The sequence below is a fragment of the Cupriavidus consociatus genome (genome assembly GCF_017814975.1).
Classification (GTDB): Bacteria; Pseudomonadota; Gammaproteobacteria; order Burkholderiales; family Burkholderiaceae; genus Cupriavidus; species Cupriavidus consociatus.
Genome location: NZ_JAGIQA010000046.1, coordinates 12,524 through 30,779, shown reverse-complemented (window position 1 = coordinate 30,779; position 18,256 = coordinate 12,524). Strand labels below are relative to the sequence as shown.

17 protein-coding genes are annotated in these 18,256 nt (G+C 68.2%); 8 read left to right on the top strand and 9 right to left on the bottom strand.

Annotated elements, in window-relative coordinates; translation table 11 throughout:
- Window positions 1-514 precede the first annotated feature (514 nt).
- On the top strand, window positions 515-1,150 hold the full coding sequence (locus J8I82_RS34970; RefSeq protein WP_209764485.1) for a protein-L-isoaspartate(D-aspartate) O-methyltransferase: 636 nt from the start codon (window positions 515-517) through the stop codon (window positions 1,148-1,150).
- Between the two features lie 15 nt (window positions 1,151-1,165).
- A complete protein-coding gene (locus tag J8I82_RS34965) occupies window positions 1,166-3,589 on the top strand; it encodes a spermidine synthase (RefSeq protein ID WP_209764481.1) in 2,424 nt (807 codons plus the stop codon).
- Window positions 3,590-3,606: 17 nt separating this feature from the next.
- Here the strand turns inward: J8I82_RS34965 and J8I82_RS34960 are convergent, their stop codons facing one another.
- Both J8I82_RS34960 and pedF read right to left on the bottom strand, forming a co-directional pair.
- On the bottom strand, window positions 3,607-4,512 hold the full coding sequence (locus J8I82_RS34960) for a substrate-binding periplasmic protein (RefSeq protein ID WP_209764479.1): 906 nt from the start codon (window positions 4,510-4,512) through the stop codon (window positions 3,607-3,609).
- Between the two features lie 93 nt (window positions 4,513-4,605).
- Complete coding sequence (gene pedF, locus J8I82_RS34955; RefSeq protein WP_209764478.1) at window positions 4,606-5,079, bottom strand: cytochrome c-550 PedF; 474 nt, start codon at window positions 5,077-5,079, stop codon at window positions 4,606-4,608.
- Between the two features lie 286 nt (window positions 5,080-5,365).
- On the opposite strand from pedF, the gene J8I82_RS34950 reads away from it, so the two are divergent.
- Window positions 5,366-7,351, top strand: a complete 1,986-nt coding sequence (locus J8I82_RS34950) for a sigma-54-dependent Fis family transcriptional regulator (protein ID WP_209764473.1) — start codon at window positions 5,366-5,368, stop codon at window positions 7,349-7,351.
- A gap of 3 nt (window positions 7,352-7,354) precedes the next feature.
- Here the strand turns inward: J8I82_RS34950 and J8I82_RS34945 are convergent, their stop codons facing one another.
- On the bottom strand, window positions 7,355-8,281 hold the full coding sequence (locus tag J8I82_RS34945; RefSeq protein ID WP_209764471.1) for an alpha/beta fold hydrolase: 927 nt from the start codon (window positions 8,279-8,281) through the stop codon (window positions 7,355-7,357).
- Window positions 8,282-8,364: 83 nt separating this feature from the next.
- Here J8I82_RS34945 and pqqA point away from each other — a divergent pair, with 83 nt between their 5' ends.
- The 5 genes from pqqA (at window position 8,365) to pqqE (ending at window position 11,550) form a co-directional block, all read left to right on the top strand.
- Complete coding sequence (pqqA, locus tag J8I82_RS34940; protein WP_012355514.1) at window positions 8,365-8,439, top strand: pyrroloquinoline quinone precursor peptide PqqA; 75 nt, start codon at window positions 8,365-8,367, stop codon at window positions 8,437-8,439.
- A gap of 85 nt (window positions 8,440-8,524) precedes the next feature.
- Entirely contained in the window at window positions 8,525-9,442 is a 918-nt protein-coding gene (gene pqqB / locus J8I82_RS34935; RefSeq protein WP_209764469.1) for a pyrroloquinoline quinone biosynthesis protein PqqB, read from the top strand.
- Window positions 9,439-10,131: a pyrroloquinoline-quinone synthase PqqC gene (gene pqqC, locus J8I82_RS34930; protein ID WP_209764467.1), complete on the top strand. Its 693-nt coding sequence runs from the start codon at window positions 9,439-9,441 to the stop codon at window positions 10,129-10,131. The genes pqqB and pqqC overlap by 4 nt, the downstream gene beginning before the upstream one ends.
- Window positions 10,128-10,400, top strand: a complete 273-nt coding sequence (gene pqqD, locus J8I82_RS34925; RefSeq protein ID WP_209764466.1) for a pyrroloquinoline quinone biosynthesis peptide chaperone PqqD — start codon at window positions 10,128-10,130, stop codon at window positions 10,398-10,400. Before pqqC ends, pqqD begins: the two co-directional genes overlap by 4 nt.
- The gene (gene pqqE, locus J8I82_RS34920; protein ID WP_209764483.1) at window positions 10,372-11,550 is read left to right on the top strand and encodes a pyrroloquinoline quinone biosynthesis protein PqqE; all 1,179 of its coding nucleotides are present in this window, start codon (window positions 10,372-10,374) and stop codon (window positions 11,548-11,550) included. The genes pqqD and pqqE overlap by 29 nt, the downstream gene beginning before the upstream one ends.
- Before the next feature lie 388 nt (window positions 11,551-11,938).
- Here the strand turns inward: pqqE and J8I82_RS34915 are convergent, their stop codons facing one another.
- The 6 genes from J8I82_RS34915 to J8I82_RS34890 all read right to left on the bottom strand — a co-directional run bounded on the left by J8I82_RS34915 (window position 11,939) and on the right by J8I82_RS34890 (window position 18,140).
- Window positions 11,939-12,259 carry a c-type cytochrome gene (locus J8I82_RS34915; protein ID WP_209764464.1) on the bottom strand — a complete coding sequence of 107 codons (321 nt, stop codon included), beginning with the start codon at window positions 12,257-12,259 and terminating at the stop codon, window positions 11,939-11,941.
- Window positions 12,260-12,335: 76 nt separating this feature from the next.
- A complete protein-coding gene (locus tag J8I82_RS34910) occupies window positions 12,336-14,087 on the bottom strand; it encodes a PQQ-dependent methanol/ethanol family dehydrogenase (protein ID WP_209764462.1) in 1,752 nt (583 codons plus the stop codon).
- A gap of 218 nt (window positions 14,088-14,305) precedes the next feature.
- Window positions 14,306-15,115, bottom strand: coding sequence for an ABC transporter permease (locus J8I82_RS34905; protein ID WP_209764459.1), 810 nt, complete (start codon window positions 15,113-15,115; stop codon window positions 14,306-14,308).
- A gap of 10 nt (window positions 15,116-15,125) precedes the next feature.
- Window positions 15,126-16,322, bottom strand: coding sequence for an ABC transporter substrate-binding protein (locus J8I82_RS34900; RefSeq protein WP_209764458.1), 1,197 nt, complete (start codon window positions 16,320-16,322; stop codon window positions 15,126-15,128).
- Window positions 16,315-17,319: a PQQ-dependent catabolism-associated beta-propeller protein gene (locus J8I82_RS34895; protein ID WP_209764457.1), complete on the bottom strand. Its 1,005-nt coding sequence runs from the start codon at window positions 17,317-17,319 to the stop codon at window positions 16,315-16,317. Before J8I82_RS34895 ends, J8I82_RS34900 begins: the two co-directional genes overlap by 8 nt.
- Window positions 17,316-18,140, bottom strand: a complete 825-nt coding sequence (locus J8I82_RS34890; RefSeq protein WP_209764456.1) for an ATP-binding cassette domain-containing protein — start codon at window positions 18,138-18,140, stop codon at window positions 17,316-17,318. Before J8I82_RS34890 ends, J8I82_RS34895 begins: the two co-directional genes overlap by 4 nt.
- Window positions 18,141-18,256 lie beyond the last annotated feature (116 nt).

Here is an 18,256-nt window from a genome sequence, read left to right as displayed (position 1 = left end):
CCGTTAATCAAGCGCCCACACTTATCGGTGTTTGTTTGTTAAAGAACTTTCGCGATTTGCTTTGCTTATCGCGTCGCGCTGTTTTTTCAGCAGCGAAGAAACGAGATCTTAAAGAGTTTTCTACGATTTAGCAACTGCTTTCGTGAATTTCTTTTTTCCGGCCGGCGCTGCCAACCGAAGTAAATCTCGACAACCACTTCCTCCTGCCGGCTTGCATTGCTGCTTGCGCTGCGGGAGGGGGCGAATATTAGGGCCTCCGAAACAAAGTGGCAAGTCTTTTTCAAAAATTTCCGAAAGTGCCTTAGATTCCACTCTCTCCGACTTTGTGCATTATCCCCCGGCCGGATCCCTTAGAAGCGCGGCTTTTCGTGACTACGATGTCCAATAAGGCAACCTACCGGTGCTTGTCGTGAAACCGTCACCCGCCCTCCTTCTGTTCGCTGCAATCCTCGCCATGGCGCTGGCATGGCGCGGCGCTGCCGCCCAGGACAGCAGCGCCGCCGAGCGCGCCGACATGGTGAAGGAGATTGCCGCCATCGCCGCCGGGACCGGCGCTGCCAGCGGCAGGCACACGCTGGACCAGCGCGTGATGGCGGTGATGGGCCAGGTGCCGCGGCACGAATTCGTCCCCGATGCGCAGAAGCCGTACGCCTATCACAACCGCCCGCTGCCCATCGGCCACGGCCAGACCATCTCGCAGCCCTATATCGTCGGGCTGATGACTGACCTGCTGATGGCAAAGCCCGGCGATACCGTGCTGGAGATCGGCACCGGCTCGGGTTACCAGGCGGCTGTGCTGGCCGGGCTGGTCAAGGCGGTCTACACCATCGAGATCATCGAGCCGCTGGGACGGCAGGCCTGCGACCGGCTGAAGCGCCTGGCCTATCGGCAAGTGGCATGCAAGGTCGGCGATGGCTACTACGGCTGGGAGGAATACGCGCCGTATGACGCCATCGTCGTCACCGCCGCGGCCAGCCATGTGCCGCCTCCATTGATCCGCCAGCTCAAGCCGGGCGGCCGCATGGTGATCCCGGTGGGCGCGCAGTTCATGACGCAATACCTGCTGCTGGTCGAGAAGGCCGCCGATGGCGCCGTGTCCACCCGGCAGATCCTGCCGGTCAGGTTCGTGCCGCTGGTAAGCAAGCCATAGCGCGGCGCCGGCACCATGCCACGACCGCCCCTGCTCGCCCTGGCCCTGTTGTCCGCCGCCGCGCTGGGCTATGAAATCCTGCTGATGCGTCTGCTTTCCATTATCCTGTGGCACCACTTCGCCTACATGATGATCAGCGTCGCCCTGCTGGGCTATGGCGCGGCCGGCGCGCTGGTCGCGCTCGCACGGCAGGCGCTGCTGCGCCATTTCATGCCGGCGTTCGTTGCTGGCGCCATGCTCTTCGGCGCCACTGCGATGGCCTGTTTCGCGATTGCCCAGCAGGTCGCCTTCAATCCGCTGGAAATCCTGTGGGAGCCATCGCAGCCGCTGCGCCTGCTGCTGCTCTACCTGCTGCTGTTCGTGCCGTTCTTCTGTGCGGCGACCAGCGTCTGCCTGGTGTTTTGCCGCTTCAACACGCAAGTCCATCGCGTCTACAGCTTCGACATCCTGGGTGCCGGGCTGGGTTGCCTGGGGATCATCGTGGCGCTGTTCGCCCTGAGCCCGGCCGGAGCGCTGCGGCTGGCCAGCGCGGCAGGCGTGGCGGCGGCCGCGCTGGCGTGTGTGGAATGCCGCTGGCATCGGCGATGGTTGCCGGCATTCCTGCTGGTGGCGGCCATGGCGCCGGCTGCCGTGCCCGAAGCATGGATCGCGCCGCGGCCATCCGAGTACAAGGAACTGAGCCAGCTGCTGCGCATCGGCGACGCACGGGTGGTGGCGCAGCGCTCAAGTCCCCTCGGGCTGGTCACGGTGGTCGAGAGCCCGTCGATCCCGCTGCGTCACGCGCCGGGACTGAGCCTGAATGCCAGCACCGAGCCCCCGCCACAGCTGGCGGTATTGTCGGATGGCGACGGGCTCAGCGCGCTTAACCGCTATGACGGCCGGCGCGAGCCGCTGGCCTACCTTGGCGACCTTCCCTCTGCCCTGCCGTTCCACCTGCTGCGAAACCCTGAGGTGCTGGTGCTGGGCAGCGGCGCCGGAGCGGACGTCCTGCAGGCGATCTGGCACCAGGCCAGCGCCGTCGATGCGGTGGAGCTGAATCCGCAGGTGATCGAACTGGTCCAGGGCCGCTTCGCCGCGTTCTCGGGCAAGCCGTACAGCGCACCGGGCGTGCGCGTCTTTACCGGCGAGGCGCGCGGCTTCCTGGCGGCCAGCAAGGACCGCTATGACCTGATCCAGGTAGCCTTGCTCGATTCCTTCAGCACGTCGTCGGCGGGTCTGTATGCGCTGTCCGAAAGCTATCTCTATACCGTGGAAGCCTTCCAGGGCTACCTGCGCCATCTGCGCCCCGGCGGCATGCTGGCAATCACGCGCTGGGTCACGCTGCCGCCGCGCGATATCCCCAAGCTGTTCGCCACCGCCGTGGCCGCCATGGAAGGGATGGACATGCCGGCGCCTGCGCTGCGGCTGGTGCTGATCCGCGGCTGGAAGACGGCGACGCTGCTGGTGAAAAACGGCGAATTCGACGCGGCGGAGCTTGCCGCGCTTCGCGCCTTCTGCCGCGCCCGTTCGTTCGACGTCGAATACTACCCCGGCATCCAGGCAGGCGAGGCCAATCGCTACAACGTGCTCGACAAGCCTTACTTCTTCGAGACCGCGCAGGCCTTGCTCGGTCCCGGACGTGCGCGCTTCCTGTCGGAATACAAGTTCGACGTGCGGCCCGCCACCGACGACAAGCCCTATTTCTTCCATTTCTTCAAATGGCGCACGCTGCCTGAGTTGCTGGCGCTGAAGTCGCAGGGCGGCCTGCCCCTGCTGGAATGGGGCTATCCGGTGCTGGTCGCCACGCTGCTGCAGGCCACCGCCGCGGCGTTGCTGCTGATCGTGGTACCGCTGCGCGCCCTGCGGCGGCGCACCCGCATGCATCCTGCCGCCGATATGACAAGCAACGGCGGCCCGCGCACATGGCGCGTCGGCTTCTATTTCCTGGCGGTCGGCATCGGCTTCATGTTCGTCGAGATCGCCTTCATCCAGAAATTCATCCTGTTCCTGAGCCATCCGCTATATGCGGTCGCGGTGGTGCTGTGTGCCTTCCTTTGCTTTGCCGGGCTGGGCAGCCGGTACTCGCAGCGCCTGCGCGCGCGCGACGGGCGGCAGGCGACCATGGCGGTCGCCGGCATCTGGGCGATATCGCTGCTCTACCTCGCGGCACTGCCGGCCGTCTTCAGGCTTTTGATCGCGCTGCCCGATCCTGCGCGGATTGCGATCGCGGTGCTGTTGATCGCGCCGCTGGCATTCCTGATGGGCATGCCCTTTCCGCTGGGTCTGGACCGGGTCGCGGCTCGCGACGAAACGCTGGTGCCCTGGGCCTGGGGCATCAACGCGTGCGCATCGGTGGTAGCGGCGGTCCTTGCCACGCTGCTCGCGATTCATGCCGGCTTCACCGCGGTGATACTGGTGGCGCTGCTGCTATACGCGGCCGCGGCGCTGGCCGGGCCGTGACGGCGTTCGCCCTCGCCTCACGGCTCCTGCATCGTCACCCCATAGCCGGCAAAGATGCGTGCCAGTTCGCCCTTGCGCCGCAGCGCGTCGAGCGCATTCTCCAGCGATTGCGCCAGCTCCTTGTCGCCGGCCTTGATCGCCATGCCGATGGCCCAGCCGCGCGACGGCAGCAGCGGCGAGCTGACGTCCGCCGTGGCAAAGCGCGCCGCTGACTGGCCGGCGGCCTGCAGCGCGCTCTCGTATTGCGCGCGGGTCACCATCGCGGCCGCGATCTCGCCGGCGAAGAGCGCACGCAGCGCCTGGCCGGCCTCGGGGTAGATCTTCACCTTGTCGCGCAACGCGCCGCCCGCGCCGGACAGCAGCGCGTTGGCGCCGGCCGAGCCGGCAGCAGCACCGGCGGGCTGGCCCGCCAGGTCCTCCAGGCTGTGCAAATCCGGCACGCGCTCGCGGTCGCGCACCAGCACGAAGGTCTCGCGGTAGTAAGGCGCGAAGATCAGTGCCTTGTCGTTGGCGCGCATGAAGGCGCGGTCGACCGGCACGTGCAGCATCACGTCCGCAGGGCCGTAGCCGAGGTAGTGCCCGCGCCAGACCATCGAGCGCAGGTCGTCGGACATGTTCTCGTCGGCATCGAACGGCAGCAGCGACACCGACACACCCAGCTCGCTCGCCAGGGCCCTGGCCAGCGCCACGTCGATGCCGTCGTACTGGCTGCCCGCCACCGCCGAGAAAGGAGGCAGGCCCTTGTAGACCGCAACCTTGAGGGAGCCGTTCTGGCGAATCCTGGCCAGGTCGGCCAATGCCGGCTGCGTGCAGAGCACCGCGCCGGCCGCCAGCAAGGCGACGCACAGCCGGCGCCGGATCGATGCGGCCGGTGCGGCGTGGGTCTGGCAAAGCCTCTGGCCACTGACTGGGCTGGCAAGCATGAGGTCTCTCCTGGAATCGAATGACGACGGTTACTGGAAGGGCGTGCGCAAAGGCATGTCGAGCGGCATGGCCTGCGAAACCATGCCCGGCGCTCACTCGCGCCGGGATTCCAGGTAGGTCTTGATCGCCCACACCGCTTCCTGGCTCAGCACGCCCTCAAATGGCGGCATGTAGACGCGTCCGTCGCGGGTGCGGCCCTTGCGCACGGTGGTGGTGTAGAACTGCGAGATCTCGCCCATGCAGGCCTGCTTCTTCTTGGCATCGGCCAGCGATACGCAGTCGCCGTCGAGCTTGCGCAGGTCCGGGGCGATGCCGCCGGACACCGCTTCCAGGCCGTGGCAGCGCGCGCAGTTCTGGTTGTAGGCCGAGCTGCCGATGCGCTGCGCTTCCTGCTGCGCGGCGCCGTTGCGGTAGGGATTGTCCTGACGCCATTCGTCGCCAAGCTGTGGCAGGGCCTTGGTGTCGACGGCTTGCGGCGTGACGTCTCCGTGGGCCAGCGCGGTAGCCGGTGCGGCAAGGGCCGCGCAAAGCGATAGCAAGGCAAGCAAATGGGGCTGCGTCTTCATGGATGTCTCCTGCGGTGAATGGGTTCTGTGTTTGACGCCATTTCCGCAAGAGCCATACCAGCGGGCCGACGCGGGCCCGACGGGACGCCTAACCCCGTGGCAGCAGCGCCGGCCAGGGCCGCGGCAGCCACAGCGGCACAAGCCATCGCCGCGCCGGTGTCCCGGAATGCCACACTCTGGCAAGCGTCTTGCTTCATGGCGCAACACTGTCGGACACGCGCCCGCTGAAGGCGCCGGCAGCGACCCGCGCAAAGATCGCGGGCGAACTTCCACAGGAGACACAGCGATGACCATCCAAGCCGCACCGGCGGGTGAACCCGCGCAACCCGAGCGCGCCGAACTGATTGCCCAGGCCCACCAGCGTTCCGCTTCCTACGGCCTGCGCCCCTATGAGTCGCCGGATTTCTGCCCGGTGCTGCAGAGCGAGCTGAAGACCCGCATCGAACGCAGCCAGTCACTGTTCACCTATGCGCTGCCGGTGATGGAAACGCTCTACGACCAGATCGTGAACACCCAGAGCATGGTGATCCTGACCGACGCCGACGGCCTGATCCTGCACTCGCTGGGCGACGACGACTTCCTGGCCCGCGCCGACAAGGTGGCGCTGCGTGCCGGCGCGGACTGGTCGGAGTCGTCCCGCGGCACCAACGCGATCGGCACCGCGCTGGCGGAGAACCGCGCCACGCTGGTCCACGGCACCGACCACTTCCTGGAAGCGAACCAGTTCCTGACGTGTTCCTGCATGACCATCCTCGACCCCTACGGCAAGACCGTCGGCGCGCTCGATGTGACCGGCGACCAGCGCGGTTTCCACAAGCACACCATGGCGCTGGTGCGGATGTCGGCGCAGATGATCGAAAACCAGTTGTTCGGCAACGCCTTCCGCGACATGGTGTGCATCCGCTTCCATTCGCGCGCGGAGTTCCTGGGCACGCTGGTGGAAGGCATCGTATCGTTCACTCCGGGCGGGCGTTTCCTGTCGGCGAACCGCAGCGGGCAGTTCCAGCTGGGCCTCTCCAACGGCGCGCTGCAGGCGCATACGTTCTCTTCGCTGTTCGGCTTGTCGATGTCGCAGCTGTTCGACGCGGTGCGCGCGGCACCGGCGGCCACGGTGCAACTGCAGTTGCCAAGCGGCGTCAAGGTCAGCGCGCGCGTGGAATGGAAGACCAGCCGGAGCGCGATGCCCGGCGTCGACGCAGCGCGCCCGGACGCGCGCGAGGCTGTCGTGGCACCACAGCGCCCGCGGGCCGAACCGTCCGCGCCCGCGGGGCTCGATGAGCTGGACACCGGCGACACCCAGATCCGGGCCGTGATCGGCAAGTTGCGCAAGGTGATTGGCAAGGACATCCCGGTGATGGTGCTGGGCGAGACTGGCACCGGCAAGGAGCTGATGGCGCGCGCCATCCACGCCGACAGCCCGCGCCGCGCGGGTCCGTTCATCGCGGTGAACTGCGCGTCGATCCCCGAGAACCTGATCGAATCGGAGCTGTTCGGCTACGAGGAAGGCGCCTTCACCGGCGCCCGCAAGAAGGGCGGGATCGGCAAGATGCTGCTGGCCAACGGCGGCACGCTGTTCCTGGACGAGATCGGCGACATGCCGCTGCACCTGCAGGGGCGGCTGCTGCGCGCGCTGCAGGAGCGCGCGGTGCAGCCGCTGGGCAGCAGCAAGGTGATCCATATCGATGTTTCGCTGGTGTGCGCCACCCACCGCAACCTGCGCGAGATGGTAGCCGGCGGGCAGTTCCGCGAAGACCTGTACTACCGCCTGAACGGCCTGGTGGTGCGCCTGCCCGCGCTGCGCGAGCGCAGCGATCTTGACGTGGTGGCGGGCAAGCTGCTGCGCCAGGAGCATGCCGCCGGCGCGCCGCTTCGCATCAAGGGAGCGGTGATGGAGATGTTCCGGGGGTACCACTGGCCGGGCAACATCCGCCAGCTCGGCAACCTGCTGCGCACCGCGCGCCTGATGGCGGAAGGCGAAGCCGAGATCACCGAGGACCACTTGCCCGACGATTTCCTGGACGACCTGCGCGAACGGCAGGCGCGGGCTGCCGCGCCTGCAGCCCATGCACCGGCGAGCGGGCCACAGGGCACGCCGCTGACGCAGCCGATGCAGCCAACGCGGCTGGCCGAGGTCGAGGTCCAGGCCATCGTCGCCACCGTCAGCGCGCACCACGGCAATATTTCGGCGGCGGCCAAGGCGCTGGGCATTTCGCGCAATACGGTCTACCGGAAAATGGAAGAGGCGCGCGCGCTGGCGCACCAGCCCGACTGACCCTCAGCCAGCCGCACCGATGGCGGCGGCAAGTGCCGCGCCCATCGCATCGCCGGCAAGGTGCCCGCCGTCCACCCACTCCAGGCGCGCGGCGGGCATCGCCGCCTGCAGGCGCAGCGCATTGGCGGGGCGGCAGACCGCATCGGCCCGGCCATGCAGCAACGTTACCGGCAGGCCGTGCGCGGCAACCGCCCGCGCCGCCCTGAGCAGGGCCGGCTTGCCAAGCCCCGCGCGGTTGCGCAGGTAGTGCGCCTGGATACGGTACTTGGCCACGGTCGCCTCGCGCTCGCGCAGGGACTGCCGGCGGGAGCGCACCCGCTGCGGCATGCCGAGCAAGGCCTGCTCGCTCGCCCGCCACGCCGCGGCGGTGTCCCGTTTCTGGACAGGTGTCCCACTTTGAAACAGTCGTGACACAGTGAGCAGGCGCGCGCGGGCATCAGGCAGGCGCTCGCCCAGCAGCCCGACGCGTTGCAGCATGCGGCCGCCATGGCGCGACGAGAACAGGTTGAACACGTCGTCGCGCCCGGTCAGGAACGCGCCGCGCAACACCAGCGCCGCCACGGCATCCGGGCAGCGCGCGGCATAAGCCAGCGCCAGTGCCGCCCCCCACGATCCGCCAACCACGCCCCAGCGTTCGATGCCCAGCGTGCGGCGCAGCAGCTCCAGGTCGGCCAGCAGCGCGTCCACGTTATTGCGGCGCAGGCACCCCGCCGGCCTGGACCGGCCGGCGCCGCGCTGGTCCGGCATGACCACGTAGTGCCGCCGCGGGTCGAACCATGCCGCCATCGCCGGCGGGCAGCCGCTGCCGGGGCCGCCGTGCAGCACCAGCCATGGCTCGCCGTCCGCGGCGCCGGCCAGGCGCACATGCAGGCGCTGGACGTCCGGCGTGCGCAGGTAGAAGCAGGCGGTACTCATGGACATGTCGGGCATGGTTGTTGCCTTGAGAGGGATGCGGCAGCCAGCCTGCCGCGCCACGACGATATTCACTAACCATGCCATACAAGGAGAGAGACATGACCTGGACCACCCCTGCCTACACCGAGCTGCGGCTGGGCTTTGAGATCACGATGTATATCGCCAACCGCTGATCGCGCGGGGACAGGCGCAACGCCCGCGTCGCCGGGCCGTGCGCCTGCTCCGTGACGCCATGCCCCACGACAAGACGCTCGCGCCATGACAACCATCCGGGTACTGGGGTCGGCCGCCGGCGGCGGCTTCCCGCAGTGGAACTGCAATTGCCACAACTGCGACGGCGTGCGCCGCGGCACGATGCGGGCCACACCGCGCACACAGTCGTCGATCGCGCTGTCCGGCGACGGGCCGGATTCGATCCTGGTCAACGCCTCGCCTGACATCCTGCAGCAGCTGCGCCAGACGCCCGAGCTGCAGCCGTCGCGCGCGCCGCGCGACAGCGCCATCGCGGCGGTACTGCTGATGGACGCGCAGATCGACCACGTCACCGGCCTGCTGATGCTGCGCGAGCACCGCCAGGCCTTGCCGCTCTATGCGACCGCAGCGGTCCTCGACGACCTCGGCGCGGCCTTTCCGCTGACCCGCATGCTGTCGCACTACTGCGGCGTGCAGGCGCATGCCCTGCCTTGCGACGGCACGCCGTTCACCGTGCCGCCGCTGGAGGGCATCCGGCTCACGGCCGTGCCGCTGCAAAGCAAGGCCCCGCCCTACTCCCCCAGCCGCAATGCCCCGCGCGTGGGGGACAACATCGGCCTGCGCATTGAAGACTGCCGCAGCGGGCGCCGCGCTTTCTATGCGCCCGGCCTCGGCAGTGTCGACGACCGCGTCTTCACGGAACTGCGCAACGCCGACGTGGTGCTGGTCGACGGCACCTTCTGGCGCGAGGACGAAATGCAGGCGCTCGGCTTCTCCGCCAAGGCCGCCGCCGACATGGGCCACCTGCCGCTGTCCGGAGCCGGCGGCATGATCGAGATCCTCGACCGGCTGCCCGCCGCCCGCAAGATCCTTATCCACATCAACAATACCAACCCCGTGCTGGCCGAAGACTCGCCCGAACGCGCCGAGCTGGCGCGGCACGGCATCGAGCTCGCCTGCGACGGCATGGAAATCGCGCTATGACACATCCCATTGCATGGAGCCCGGCAGAGTTCGAGGCCCGCCTGCGCGCCAAGGAAAGCGGTTACCACATCCACCATCCGTTCAACCGGCGCATGGCGGCGGGGCAGTGTTCGCCCGAACAGATCCGCGCGTGGGTGGCGAACCGCTTCTACTACCAGGCGAATATCCCGCTGAAGGATGCCGCGATCCTGTCCAACTGCCCCGACCGCGACACGCGCCGGCAGTGGGTCGTGCGCATCCTCGACCATGACGGCACCGACATCGTGCCCGGCGGCATCGAAGCCTGGCTGCGGCTGGGCCTGGCCGTAGGGCTGGAGCGCGAGGCGCTGCTGGATCATCGGCACGTGCTGCCGGGCGTGCGCTTCGCCGTCGATGCCTACGTCAATTTCGGTCGCCGCGCGCCGTGGCAGGAGGCGGTGTGCTCGTCGCTGACCGAGATGTTCGCGCCTGCGATCCACAAGGAGCGCCTGGCGGGCTGGCCCACCCACTACCCATGGATCGAGGCCGCCGGGCTGGACTACTTCCGTTCGCGCATCCCGCTGGCGCAGCGCGACGTCGACCATGGCCTGCGCGTGACGCTGGATTACTTCCGTACCCCGGCACAGCAGCAGCGCGCGCTCGACATCCTGCAGTTCAAGCTCGACGTTCTCTGGTCGATGCTCGACGCCATCCAGCAAACCCAGCCATGACAGCCAATCCGACAGATCTTGCCCGCCCGCTGCTGCACCGGACCTTCCGCCTGCAATGGGAAGAGGCCCAGCGGAACTGGGTGTTGCTCTATCCGGAGGGCATGGTCACGCTCAACGACAGCGCCGCCGCGATCCTGCAGCGCTGCGACGGCGGCCATACGCTCGACATGCTGATCGACGACCTGCAGGCCGCATTCGGCGTGCAGGGCATCGCCCCGGAGGTACATGCCTTTGTCAAACATGCGACCGAACGCGGCTGGCTGGTCTGACGCCGGCGCTGCCCCCCCGCCCGGCCAGCCCGGTCCGCCGCTGTGGCTGCTGGCCGAGCTGACCTACCGCTGCCCGCTGCACTGCGCCTTCTGCTCGAACCCCGTGGACTATGCCCGCCACACGGCGGAGCTCGACACCGCGCAGTGGTGCGATGTGTTCAGCCAGGCACGCGCGCTGGGCGCCGTGCAGCTCGGCCTGTCCGGCGGCGAGCCGTTGCTGCGCAAAGACCTGGAACAACTGGTGCGGCATGCGCATGGCCTCGGCTTCTATACCAATCTCATCACCTCTGGCGTGGGGCTGACCGACGCCAGGCTCGCGGCATTGCGCGACGCGGGGCTGGACCATATCCAGCTGTCCTTCCAGGACTCCACGCGCGAGCTCAACGACTTCCTGTCCAGTACCCGCACCTTCGACCTCAAGCAGCGCGTAGCGCGGCTGATCAAGGCGCACGGCTACCCGATGGTCATGAACTGCGTGCTGCACCGGCATAACCTGCCGCATGTCGGCACCATCATCGAGATGGCGCTGCAGATGGGGGCGGAATACCTGGAACTGGCCAATACCCAGTACTACGGCTGGGCATGGGAGAACCGGCTTGCGCTGCTGCCCACGCGCGAGCAGTTGCTGGAGGCGGAGGCCGTGGTCGGGGAGTACCGGGCGCGCATCGGCAAGCGCTGCCAGATCCTGTTCGTGGTGCCCGACTACTTCGAGGCCCGGCCCAAGAAGTGCATGAATGGCTGGGGCACGACCTTTCTTGGCGTGGCGCCTGACGGGACTGCCCTGCCGTGCCACGCGGCGCGCATGCTGCCGGGGCTGGTGCTGCCGAACGTGACGACGCAAGGGTTGCGCGAGATCTGGCGCGACAGCGAGGCGTTCCGCCGCTTTCGCGGCACGGCATGGATGCAGGAACCGTGTCGTTCCTGCGACCACCGGGAGGAGGACTATGGCGGCTGCCACTGTCAGGCCTTCCTGCTGACCGGCGATCCCGCCGCGACGGACCCGGTCTGCGAGCGCTCCGCCGACCACGGCAAGGTCAGCGAGATCGTGCTGCAGGGCCGGCTTGCGGCCCTGCAGGCGCGCGGCGAAGTCCAGCCGATGGTGTTTCGCAGCGATGGCAACTCGCTGCGCCTGAGCGCTGGCCGCAAGTAAGGAAGCCCGGCTCGCTCGCGCCAGCGACAGTGGCATGAGCGTGCTGATTGCTCGCTCCCTCGCCCGCTTGCGGGAGAGGGTTGGGGTGAGGACCGACATGTCGACGAAGTGAAGCGTTGCACTTCGTTGATGCTCCGGCCCTCACCCCCGGCCCCTCTCCCGCAAGCGGGAGAGGGGAGAAAGCAAGAGGGCAAGGATAGGCTTTCGGACTCGCCGGCGGGAGCGCCAAGCGAGCGCTGGAAACGTGCGATTGTTCGCTCCCTCTCCCGCTTGCGGGAGAGGGTTGGGGAGAGGGCCGGCATGCCCACGAAGTGAAGCGCTGCATTCCGCTCATGCCTCTGGCTCTCTATCCCGATTCGGCGATCAACCCTTTTTTCCTCCAGCGTCGCTACCCTGCGCTCAACACCCACTCCGCAAGCTGCTTCGCATCCGCTTCGCCGAGATTCCCATGCGCCGGCATTGGCACCGGCCCCCACGCCCCCTTGCCGCCTTCACGGATCTTCCTGGCCAGCCGCGCGGCTGCCTGGCTATCCCCCTTGTATTTGGCCGCCACCTCGGCGAAGCCCGGCCCCACCAGTTTCGACTGCATGCCGTGGCAGGCGAAGCAGCCGTTCTTGTCAGCCAGTGCCTGCATATCGGCCGCCGTGCCCGCCTGCGCCGCGCCGGGCAGCAGCGCCGCGGCCGCCAGCGCCATCCATTCCTTCTTCATACCTTGTCTCGCTATCTGGTTTTGCGGCACGCTGGCATCACGATGCCAGCGTGCCCGCCCATCGACCGGCCCGCGTTCAGCTCTTGTGCAGCTTGAACACCCACACCGATCCGCCCTGCTCCAGGAAATTCACCCGCTTGGCGACTTCCCCGCCCCACAGCGGCACCGCGCCGCCCCAGCCCGACACCACCGCCACGTACTGCTCGCCGTTGTCTTCCCAGGTGACCGGCGGCGCCACCACGCCACTGCCGGTCTGGAACTTCCACAGCTCCTTGCCGGTCCGGGCGTCGGCCGCCTTCAGATAGCCCTCGGGTGTGCCCCAGAACACCAGGCCGCCGGCAGTGGTCATGGCACCGCCCCACAGCGGCGCGCCGTTCTTCGCCTCCCAGACGATCTTGCCGGTCTTGGGATTGATCGCGCGCAGCGAGCCGATATAGTCCTCGTTCAGCGGCTGGATGGTGAAGCCCGCGCCCAGGAAAGCGGCGCCCTTCTTGTAGCTGACCGGCTCGTTCCAGATATCCATGCCCCACTCGTTGGCCGGCACATAGAACAGGCCGGTCTGCGGGCTGTAGGCCATCGGCTGCTGGTTCTTGCCGCCGAGGAAGCCGGGCGCGGCGAACACGGACTTGCCCTTCTTCGCGTCGGTGTTGGCGGCCGGATCGCCGGGACGGCCTTCGCTGATGAAGTTGGGCCGCCCGGTCTTCAGGTCGATGCCGCTGGCCCAGGTGATCTTCTTGACGAAGGGAAAGGCGTTGACCAGCTTGCCGCTGCGCGCGTCGTTGACGTAGAAGAAGCCATTGCGGTCGGCCTTTCCGCCCATGCGCTTGCCATCGAGGTCGAAGGTCACGAACTCGTTGACCCCATCGAAATCCCAGCCGTCGTTCGGGGTGTTCTGGTAGTGCCAGACGATCTTGCCGGTGGCCGGATCGATCGCCACCGTCGACGCGGAGTAAAGGTTGTCGCCCTTGCGGATATGGCTGTTCCACGGTCCCGGGTTGCCCGTGCCGAAGTACACCAGCCCGGTGGCCGGATCATAGGTGCCGCCCAGCCAGGTGGCAGCGCCGCCGGTCTTCCAGGTCTCGCCGGGCCAGCTGGCGTTCTCGGCGCCGGTCATGCCGATCTCGGTCTTGTTGCCGTCCTTGTCGTACTTGTAGCCCATGTGGCCTTCGACCACCGGGCGCGACCACACCAGTTGCCCGGTCCTGGCGTCGCGCGCATCGACGCGGCCGACCACGCCGAATTCGCCGCCCGAGATGCCGGTCAGCACCATGCCCTTGACGATCAGCGGCGCGGCCGTGTACGAATAGCCGGCAGCGTAGTCCTCCAGCTTCTCCTTCCACACCACCTTGCCGGTCTTCTGGTCCAGCGCCACCAGCTGTGCATCCAGCGTGCCGAAGATGACCAGGTTGTCGTAGAGCGCCGCGCCGCGGTTGACCACGTCGCAGCACGGCATGATGCCTTCGGGCAGGCGGTGCTCGTACTTCCACAGCTTGGCGCCGGTCTTCAGGTCGAGCGCGTAGATGCGCGAATACGATGCCGTCACGAACATCTTGCCGTCGTGGACCAGCGGCTGCGCTTCCTGACCGCGCTGCTTCTCGCCGCCGAACGAGAACGACCACGCCGGCACGAGGTTGCCGACGTTCTTCGTATTGATGCGCGCCAGCGTGGAATAGCGCTGCCCTTGCGGGCCCATCCCCCACGACAGCACGTCGCCGGGGCTCTTTGCGTCGTTCTCGATCATGGCGTCGGTCACCCCCGCCTGCGCGACCAGGCTGGCCGCGGCAGCCGCGACTGCCGCGAGCGCCATCACTGCTCCTAACGTCCTCATTGCCTTCTCCTCTGTTGTTTTGGTTTCCCACCGGTGCGCCAATGCGCCAACATCAGGCATGCACCTGACACGCAAACGGCAATTCCCATGCCAATCGGATTTCCGCGCCCGGCACCAGGATCCGGCCGCATTGCGCGCAGGCGGGCCGTGTCAGCACGCAACACTGCGTTGCATCTGCTCCAGATCTGAACATCCGTGCATGCCGGCGCGTGGCCCGGTCATGCCTGCCCACGGCGTGCCATGCCGCGCTGCGGGTCGTAGCCGTGCAGCGCCAGCGCAAAGAACACCGCCGCGCAGCCAGCCACCACCGCCAGGCTCAGCGGGGCCGCCTGCCCGTACAGCGCGAAGCGGATGGCCTCGACCGCATGCGTAAAGGGGTTGAAGCGCGCAAGCTGATAGACGATCTCCGCACCCGATTCCTGCAGCTTCCACAGCGGATACAGCGCCGAGCTGATGAAGAACATCGGGAAGATCACGAAGTTCATGGTGCCGGCAAAGTTCTCTAGCTGGCGCACATGCACCGACAGCAGCAGTCCCAGCGCACCCAGCATCAGCGCCGCCAGCGCCATGGCGCCGCTCGCGGGCAGCAGGTGCAGCGGCTCGAAGCGGATGCCGAAGCTCATCGCCACCAGCAGGAACGCGGCCATCTGCAGCAGCGACAGCACCATGCCGGCGGCCAGCTTGCAGCCGAGCAGCCAGCCGCGCGGCAACGGCGCGGTCAGCAGCAGGCGCATCACGCCCATCTCGCGGTCGTACACCATCGCCAGCGAAGACTGCATGCCGTTGAACAGCGCGATCATGCCGAGCAGGCCGGGCGCCACGTAGACCTTGTATTCGATGTAGGTCTCATATGGCGGCGCGATCGCGACGCCGAGCGCGTTCTGGAAGCCGGCCGCGAACACCAGCAGCCACAGCAGCGGCCGCACCAGCGACGACAGCAGGCGCCCGGGCTGGCGCAGGTACTTGCGCAGCTCGCGCCCGCAGACAGCACGCAGCGCGCGCCAGCGATGGATCAACACGGTAGCCATGGGTGGATCCTTACGAGGACGGGGCGCGGCACGCGGTGTCGGCTTCATCCGCGCCCAGGGTGTCGAGGTTGTTCTTCGGGTGCAGCACGCCCTCCACCGGCGCCACGGCAACGACCCCGTCCGGGTGAGCCAGCATGACCGGTTGCCGCAATTGGCGGTCCCAGGGCCGGAACGACAGCGGCGGGCCCTTGAAGCCGTCCATCACCACCTTGCCGGTGACCAGGGCTTGTGCCTGCGCGGCAAAGCCGGCCCTGGGCTGCCTTGCGACGCTTTCCGCGATCGCCTTGACGGCCATCCACGCAGCCCAGTCGTGGCCAGTCATCGGGCGCCCTGCCGCGCGCATGAAGCGCCGGTTGAGCTGCGGCCCGCCATTACGCTCCCAGGCCCAGTGCCAGGCCTGCGCGCCCAGGCCGCTGGCGCCCACCACAGGGCGCGGCAGCTGCGTGGCATAGGGCACACCGCGGGCGAATTCACCATCGGCATCGGCGACCACCACCACGTCATGGTCGGTGCCGTTGGTCAGCAGGTTCAGATTGGCGTGGTCGCGTTCGCGCGGATCGTTGGACAGCCGGAACGCCCGTTGCGCCGACCACGCGATGCCGAAGCGCCGCGCGGACCTGACCAGCGCGTCACGCTGCGCCGCGTCGCCCGCAGACGGGCCGCTCAGCAGCAGCGCGCGGCGCCACTTGCGCAGCGCCAGGTATTGCATCAGGGCATCGGCGCGCATGCGCAGGCTGGGCAGCGTGTGCAGCAGCACGGGGGAACAGGCGACGCCGCGCAAGTCGTCGTCATCGGCCGAGACGTTGAACAGCAGGGCTTCGCCGGGCCTGACGGTGGCGGCCGCCTGCCTCACCGCCGCGCCCGGCAGGTCGAGCAGGATAAAGCGCGTGCCCTGCCGCGCCAGTGCGGCGACCATCGGCCCGACCTCCGCTTCGCTGCGTGCTTCCTGCGCATCGAGCCTGAGCGACTTGCCCGCTGCCACCAGCGCAAAGCGCGCCTCTGCTGCCGCAACCTGCGCGCCGTCGAGTGCGCGGCCGTGGGGCTGCCCCGGATAGCGCTGCGCAAGCCGGCGGGCCTCATGGCGCGGGTCGCCGGCCAGCGACACCACCGCCAGTCGTACCTCCTCGGCGTAGGCCGCCCCGGCCCCGCCCGCAAGCAGGCCCAGCGCGGCAACCAGCGAGAGGCAGCAACGCAGGCGTTCAGTCATCGATCGCCACCGAGTGCGGCACCCGGCCCGCCTTGAGAGTTGCTGTCGCCTTGCTGCTGGCGGTATCCACCACGCTGACGTCGTCTGACAGGCCGTTGGCGACATAGAGCCTGGCGTTGTCGCGGCTCAGCGCCAGACCCCATGCGCGCCGGCCGACCAGCACATAGTCCAGCACCCGGCGCGACGCCACGTCCACCGCCGCCACGTGGTTGGCACGCCCAAGCCCGATGTAGGCACGCGTCCCGTCGCTGCTGGCCGCCATCCCCACCGGGGTCACGTCCCCGGCACGGAAGCCCCGTGGGGCGAAGTGGATGGTATGGGCCACCTCCAGCGTATCGGTACGGATCACGCTGACGCTGGCGGACAGCTCGTTCGAGACCCACAGTTCCTTGCCGTCGCGTACCAGCAGCAGCCGGCGCGGCCGGTTGCCCACCTGGATATTGCTGACCACCTTGCGTGTGGCCACGTCGATCACGTGGACCAGGTTAGCCACCTCCGAGGTCACGTATACCCGCTTGCCATCCGCACTGACCTTGACGCCCTCCGGCTCCTCGCCCACCTTGACGGCGAACACGCGCTTGCCCGTAGCGGTGTCGTAGGCCGACAGCAGCCCATCCTCTTCGTTCGAGACATAGAGCATGCGGCCGTCCCGGCTCAGGTCGAACATCTCCGGGTCGTCGCCCACCGGCAACGAAGCCAGCGTCCTGCGGCTGGCCACGTCGACCACGTCGACGCGGTGGTCGTCGCTGCAGGCCACATACAGGCGCGCGCGATCGGGCGAGAGCTGCAGGTGGCGCGGCCGCTTGCACTGGCGCCACACAGCCAGCAGTTGCCGGCTGCGCGCATCGAAGACGGCGATTGCATCGTCCTTCTCGCTCGACACGAATACGTGGCCACTTGCCACGCGCGCCGCTTCGGCCAGTCCGGCGCCCACCAGCAGTGCCGTCACCAGCAGCAGCGTGATGGCAATCCACTTTGGCGATGGCATCCCGTTCATGCTGGCACGCTCCTTTCGATGTTGCTGGCAGAAGCGGCAGGAGCCCGCGTCATGGCCAGGAAAGCGCTCTCGAGATCGCCACGCCCTGTCACGCCGCGCAGCGCCGCCGGCGTGCCGTCGAAGCGCACGGTGCCGCGGTCCAGCACGATCACGCGGTCGGCGTGCTCCACCTCCTGCACCAGATGCGTGGCCCACAGCACGCCGGCCTGCGCCTGCGCGGTCAGCCGCCTGGCATCGCCGACCAGCTGCGCCCGCGAAGCCGGGTCGAGCCCCACGGTGGGCTCATCCAGCAGCAGCAGCGCCGGTTCGTGCAGCAGCGCGCGCGCCAGTTCCACCTTGCGCCGGTTGCCGCCGGACAGCTCGCGCACCGGGGAGCGCGCCCGCGCGGCCAGGCCGAAGGCATCAAGCAGCCGGGCGATGCGCTGCGCGGCAACGAGGCGCGGCAGCCCGTGCAAATCTGCGTGGAAGCGCAGGTTTGCCAGCACCGGCAGGTCCAGGTCGATGGCCGGCTGCTGGAACACGATGCCGAGGCGCGCCAGCGCGCGCACGGGATCGCGCCGCATATCGTACGCATCGTGCGTGTCGTCCATGCCGCTGCCCATCACCGTCACGCGCCCGGCATCGGCGATGAACAGGCCACTGAGGATCTGGAACAGCGTGGTCTTGCCCGCCCCGTTGGGACCGAGCAGCGCCACGAATTCGCCGCGCCGCACTGCGAGCGAGACCCCGTCCAGTGCCACGCGGGCGCCGAACGCCTTGCGCACGGCCTCGCAGCGCAGCGCCAGCGGCGCCTGGGTAGCGGTGATGTCAGCCAAAGCCATGCTCCTGCGGTTGGTGGTCGGGGTTGGTGGCCGGCGATCCGGCCCTGGCCGGGAGCTGTCCGGATGCCCGAGGTACGGAACCTGCTCCACACCCTCAGCCAGTTCAGCCAGTTCGA

Coding starts and splice junctions, on each gene's coding strand:
- J8I82_RS34950 (WP_209764473.1), top strand. CDS start 5,366: ATGACCATCCAAGCCGCACCGGCGGGTGAACCCGCGCAACCCGAGCGC.
- pqqC (WP_209764467.1), top strand. CDS start 9,439: ATGACACATCCCATTGCATGGAGCCCGGCAGAGTTCGAGGCCCGCCTG.
- J8I82_RS34900 (WP_209764458.1), bottom strand. CDS start 16,322: ATGACTGAACGCCTGCGTTGCTGCCTCTCGCTGGTTGCCGCGCTGGGC.
- J8I82_RS34890 (WP_209764456.1), bottom strand. CDS start 18,140: ATGGCTTTGGCTGACATCACCGCTACCCAGGCGCCGCTGGCGCTGCGC.
- J8I82_RS34910 (WP_209764462.1), bottom strand. CDS start 14,087: ATGAGGACGTTAGGAGCAGTGATGGCGCTCGCGGCAGTCGCGGCTGCC.
- J8I82_RS34960 (WP_209764479.1), bottom strand. CDS start 4,512: ATGCTTGCCAGCCCAGTCAGTGGCCAGAGGCTTTGCCAGACCCACGCC.
- pqqD (WP_209764466.1), top strand. CDS start 10,128: ATGACAGCCAATCCGACAGATCTTGCCCGCCCGCTGCTGCACCGGACC.
- J8I82_RS34905 (WP_209764459.1), bottom strand. CDS start 15,115: ATGGCTACCGTGTTGATCCATCGCTGGCGCGCGCTGCGTGCTGTCTGC.
- pqqB (WP_209764469.1), top strand. CDS start 8,525: ATGACAACCATCCGGGTACTGGGGTCGGCCGCCGGCGGCGGCTTCCCG.
- J8I82_RS34915 (WP_209764464.1), bottom strand. CDS start 12,259: ATGAAGAAGGAATGGATGGCGCTGGCGGCCGCGGCGCTGCTGCCCGGC.
- J8I82_RS34945 (WP_209764471.1), bottom strand. CDS start 8,281: ATGCCCGACATGTCCATGAGTACCGCCTGCTTCTACCTGCGCACGCCG.
- J8I82_RS34895 (WP_209764457.1), bottom strand. CDS start 17,319: ATGAACGGGATGCCATCGCCAAAGTGGATTGCCATCACGCTGCTGCTG.
- pqqE (WP_209764483.1), top strand. CDS start 10,372: ATGCGACCGAACGCGGCTGGCTGGTCTGACGCCGGCGCTGCCCCCCCG.
- pedF (WP_209764478.1), bottom strand. CDS start 5,079: ATGAAGACGCAGCCCCATTTGCTTGCCTTGCTATCGCTTTGCGCGGCC.
- J8I82_RS34965 (WP_209764481.1), top strand. CDS start 1,166: ATGCCACGACCGCCCCTGCTCGCCCTGGCCCTGTTGTCCGCCGCCGCG.
- J8I82_RS34970 (WP_209764485.1), top strand. CDS start 515: ATGGTGAAGGAGATTGCCGCCATCGCCGCCGGGACCGGCGCTGCCAGC.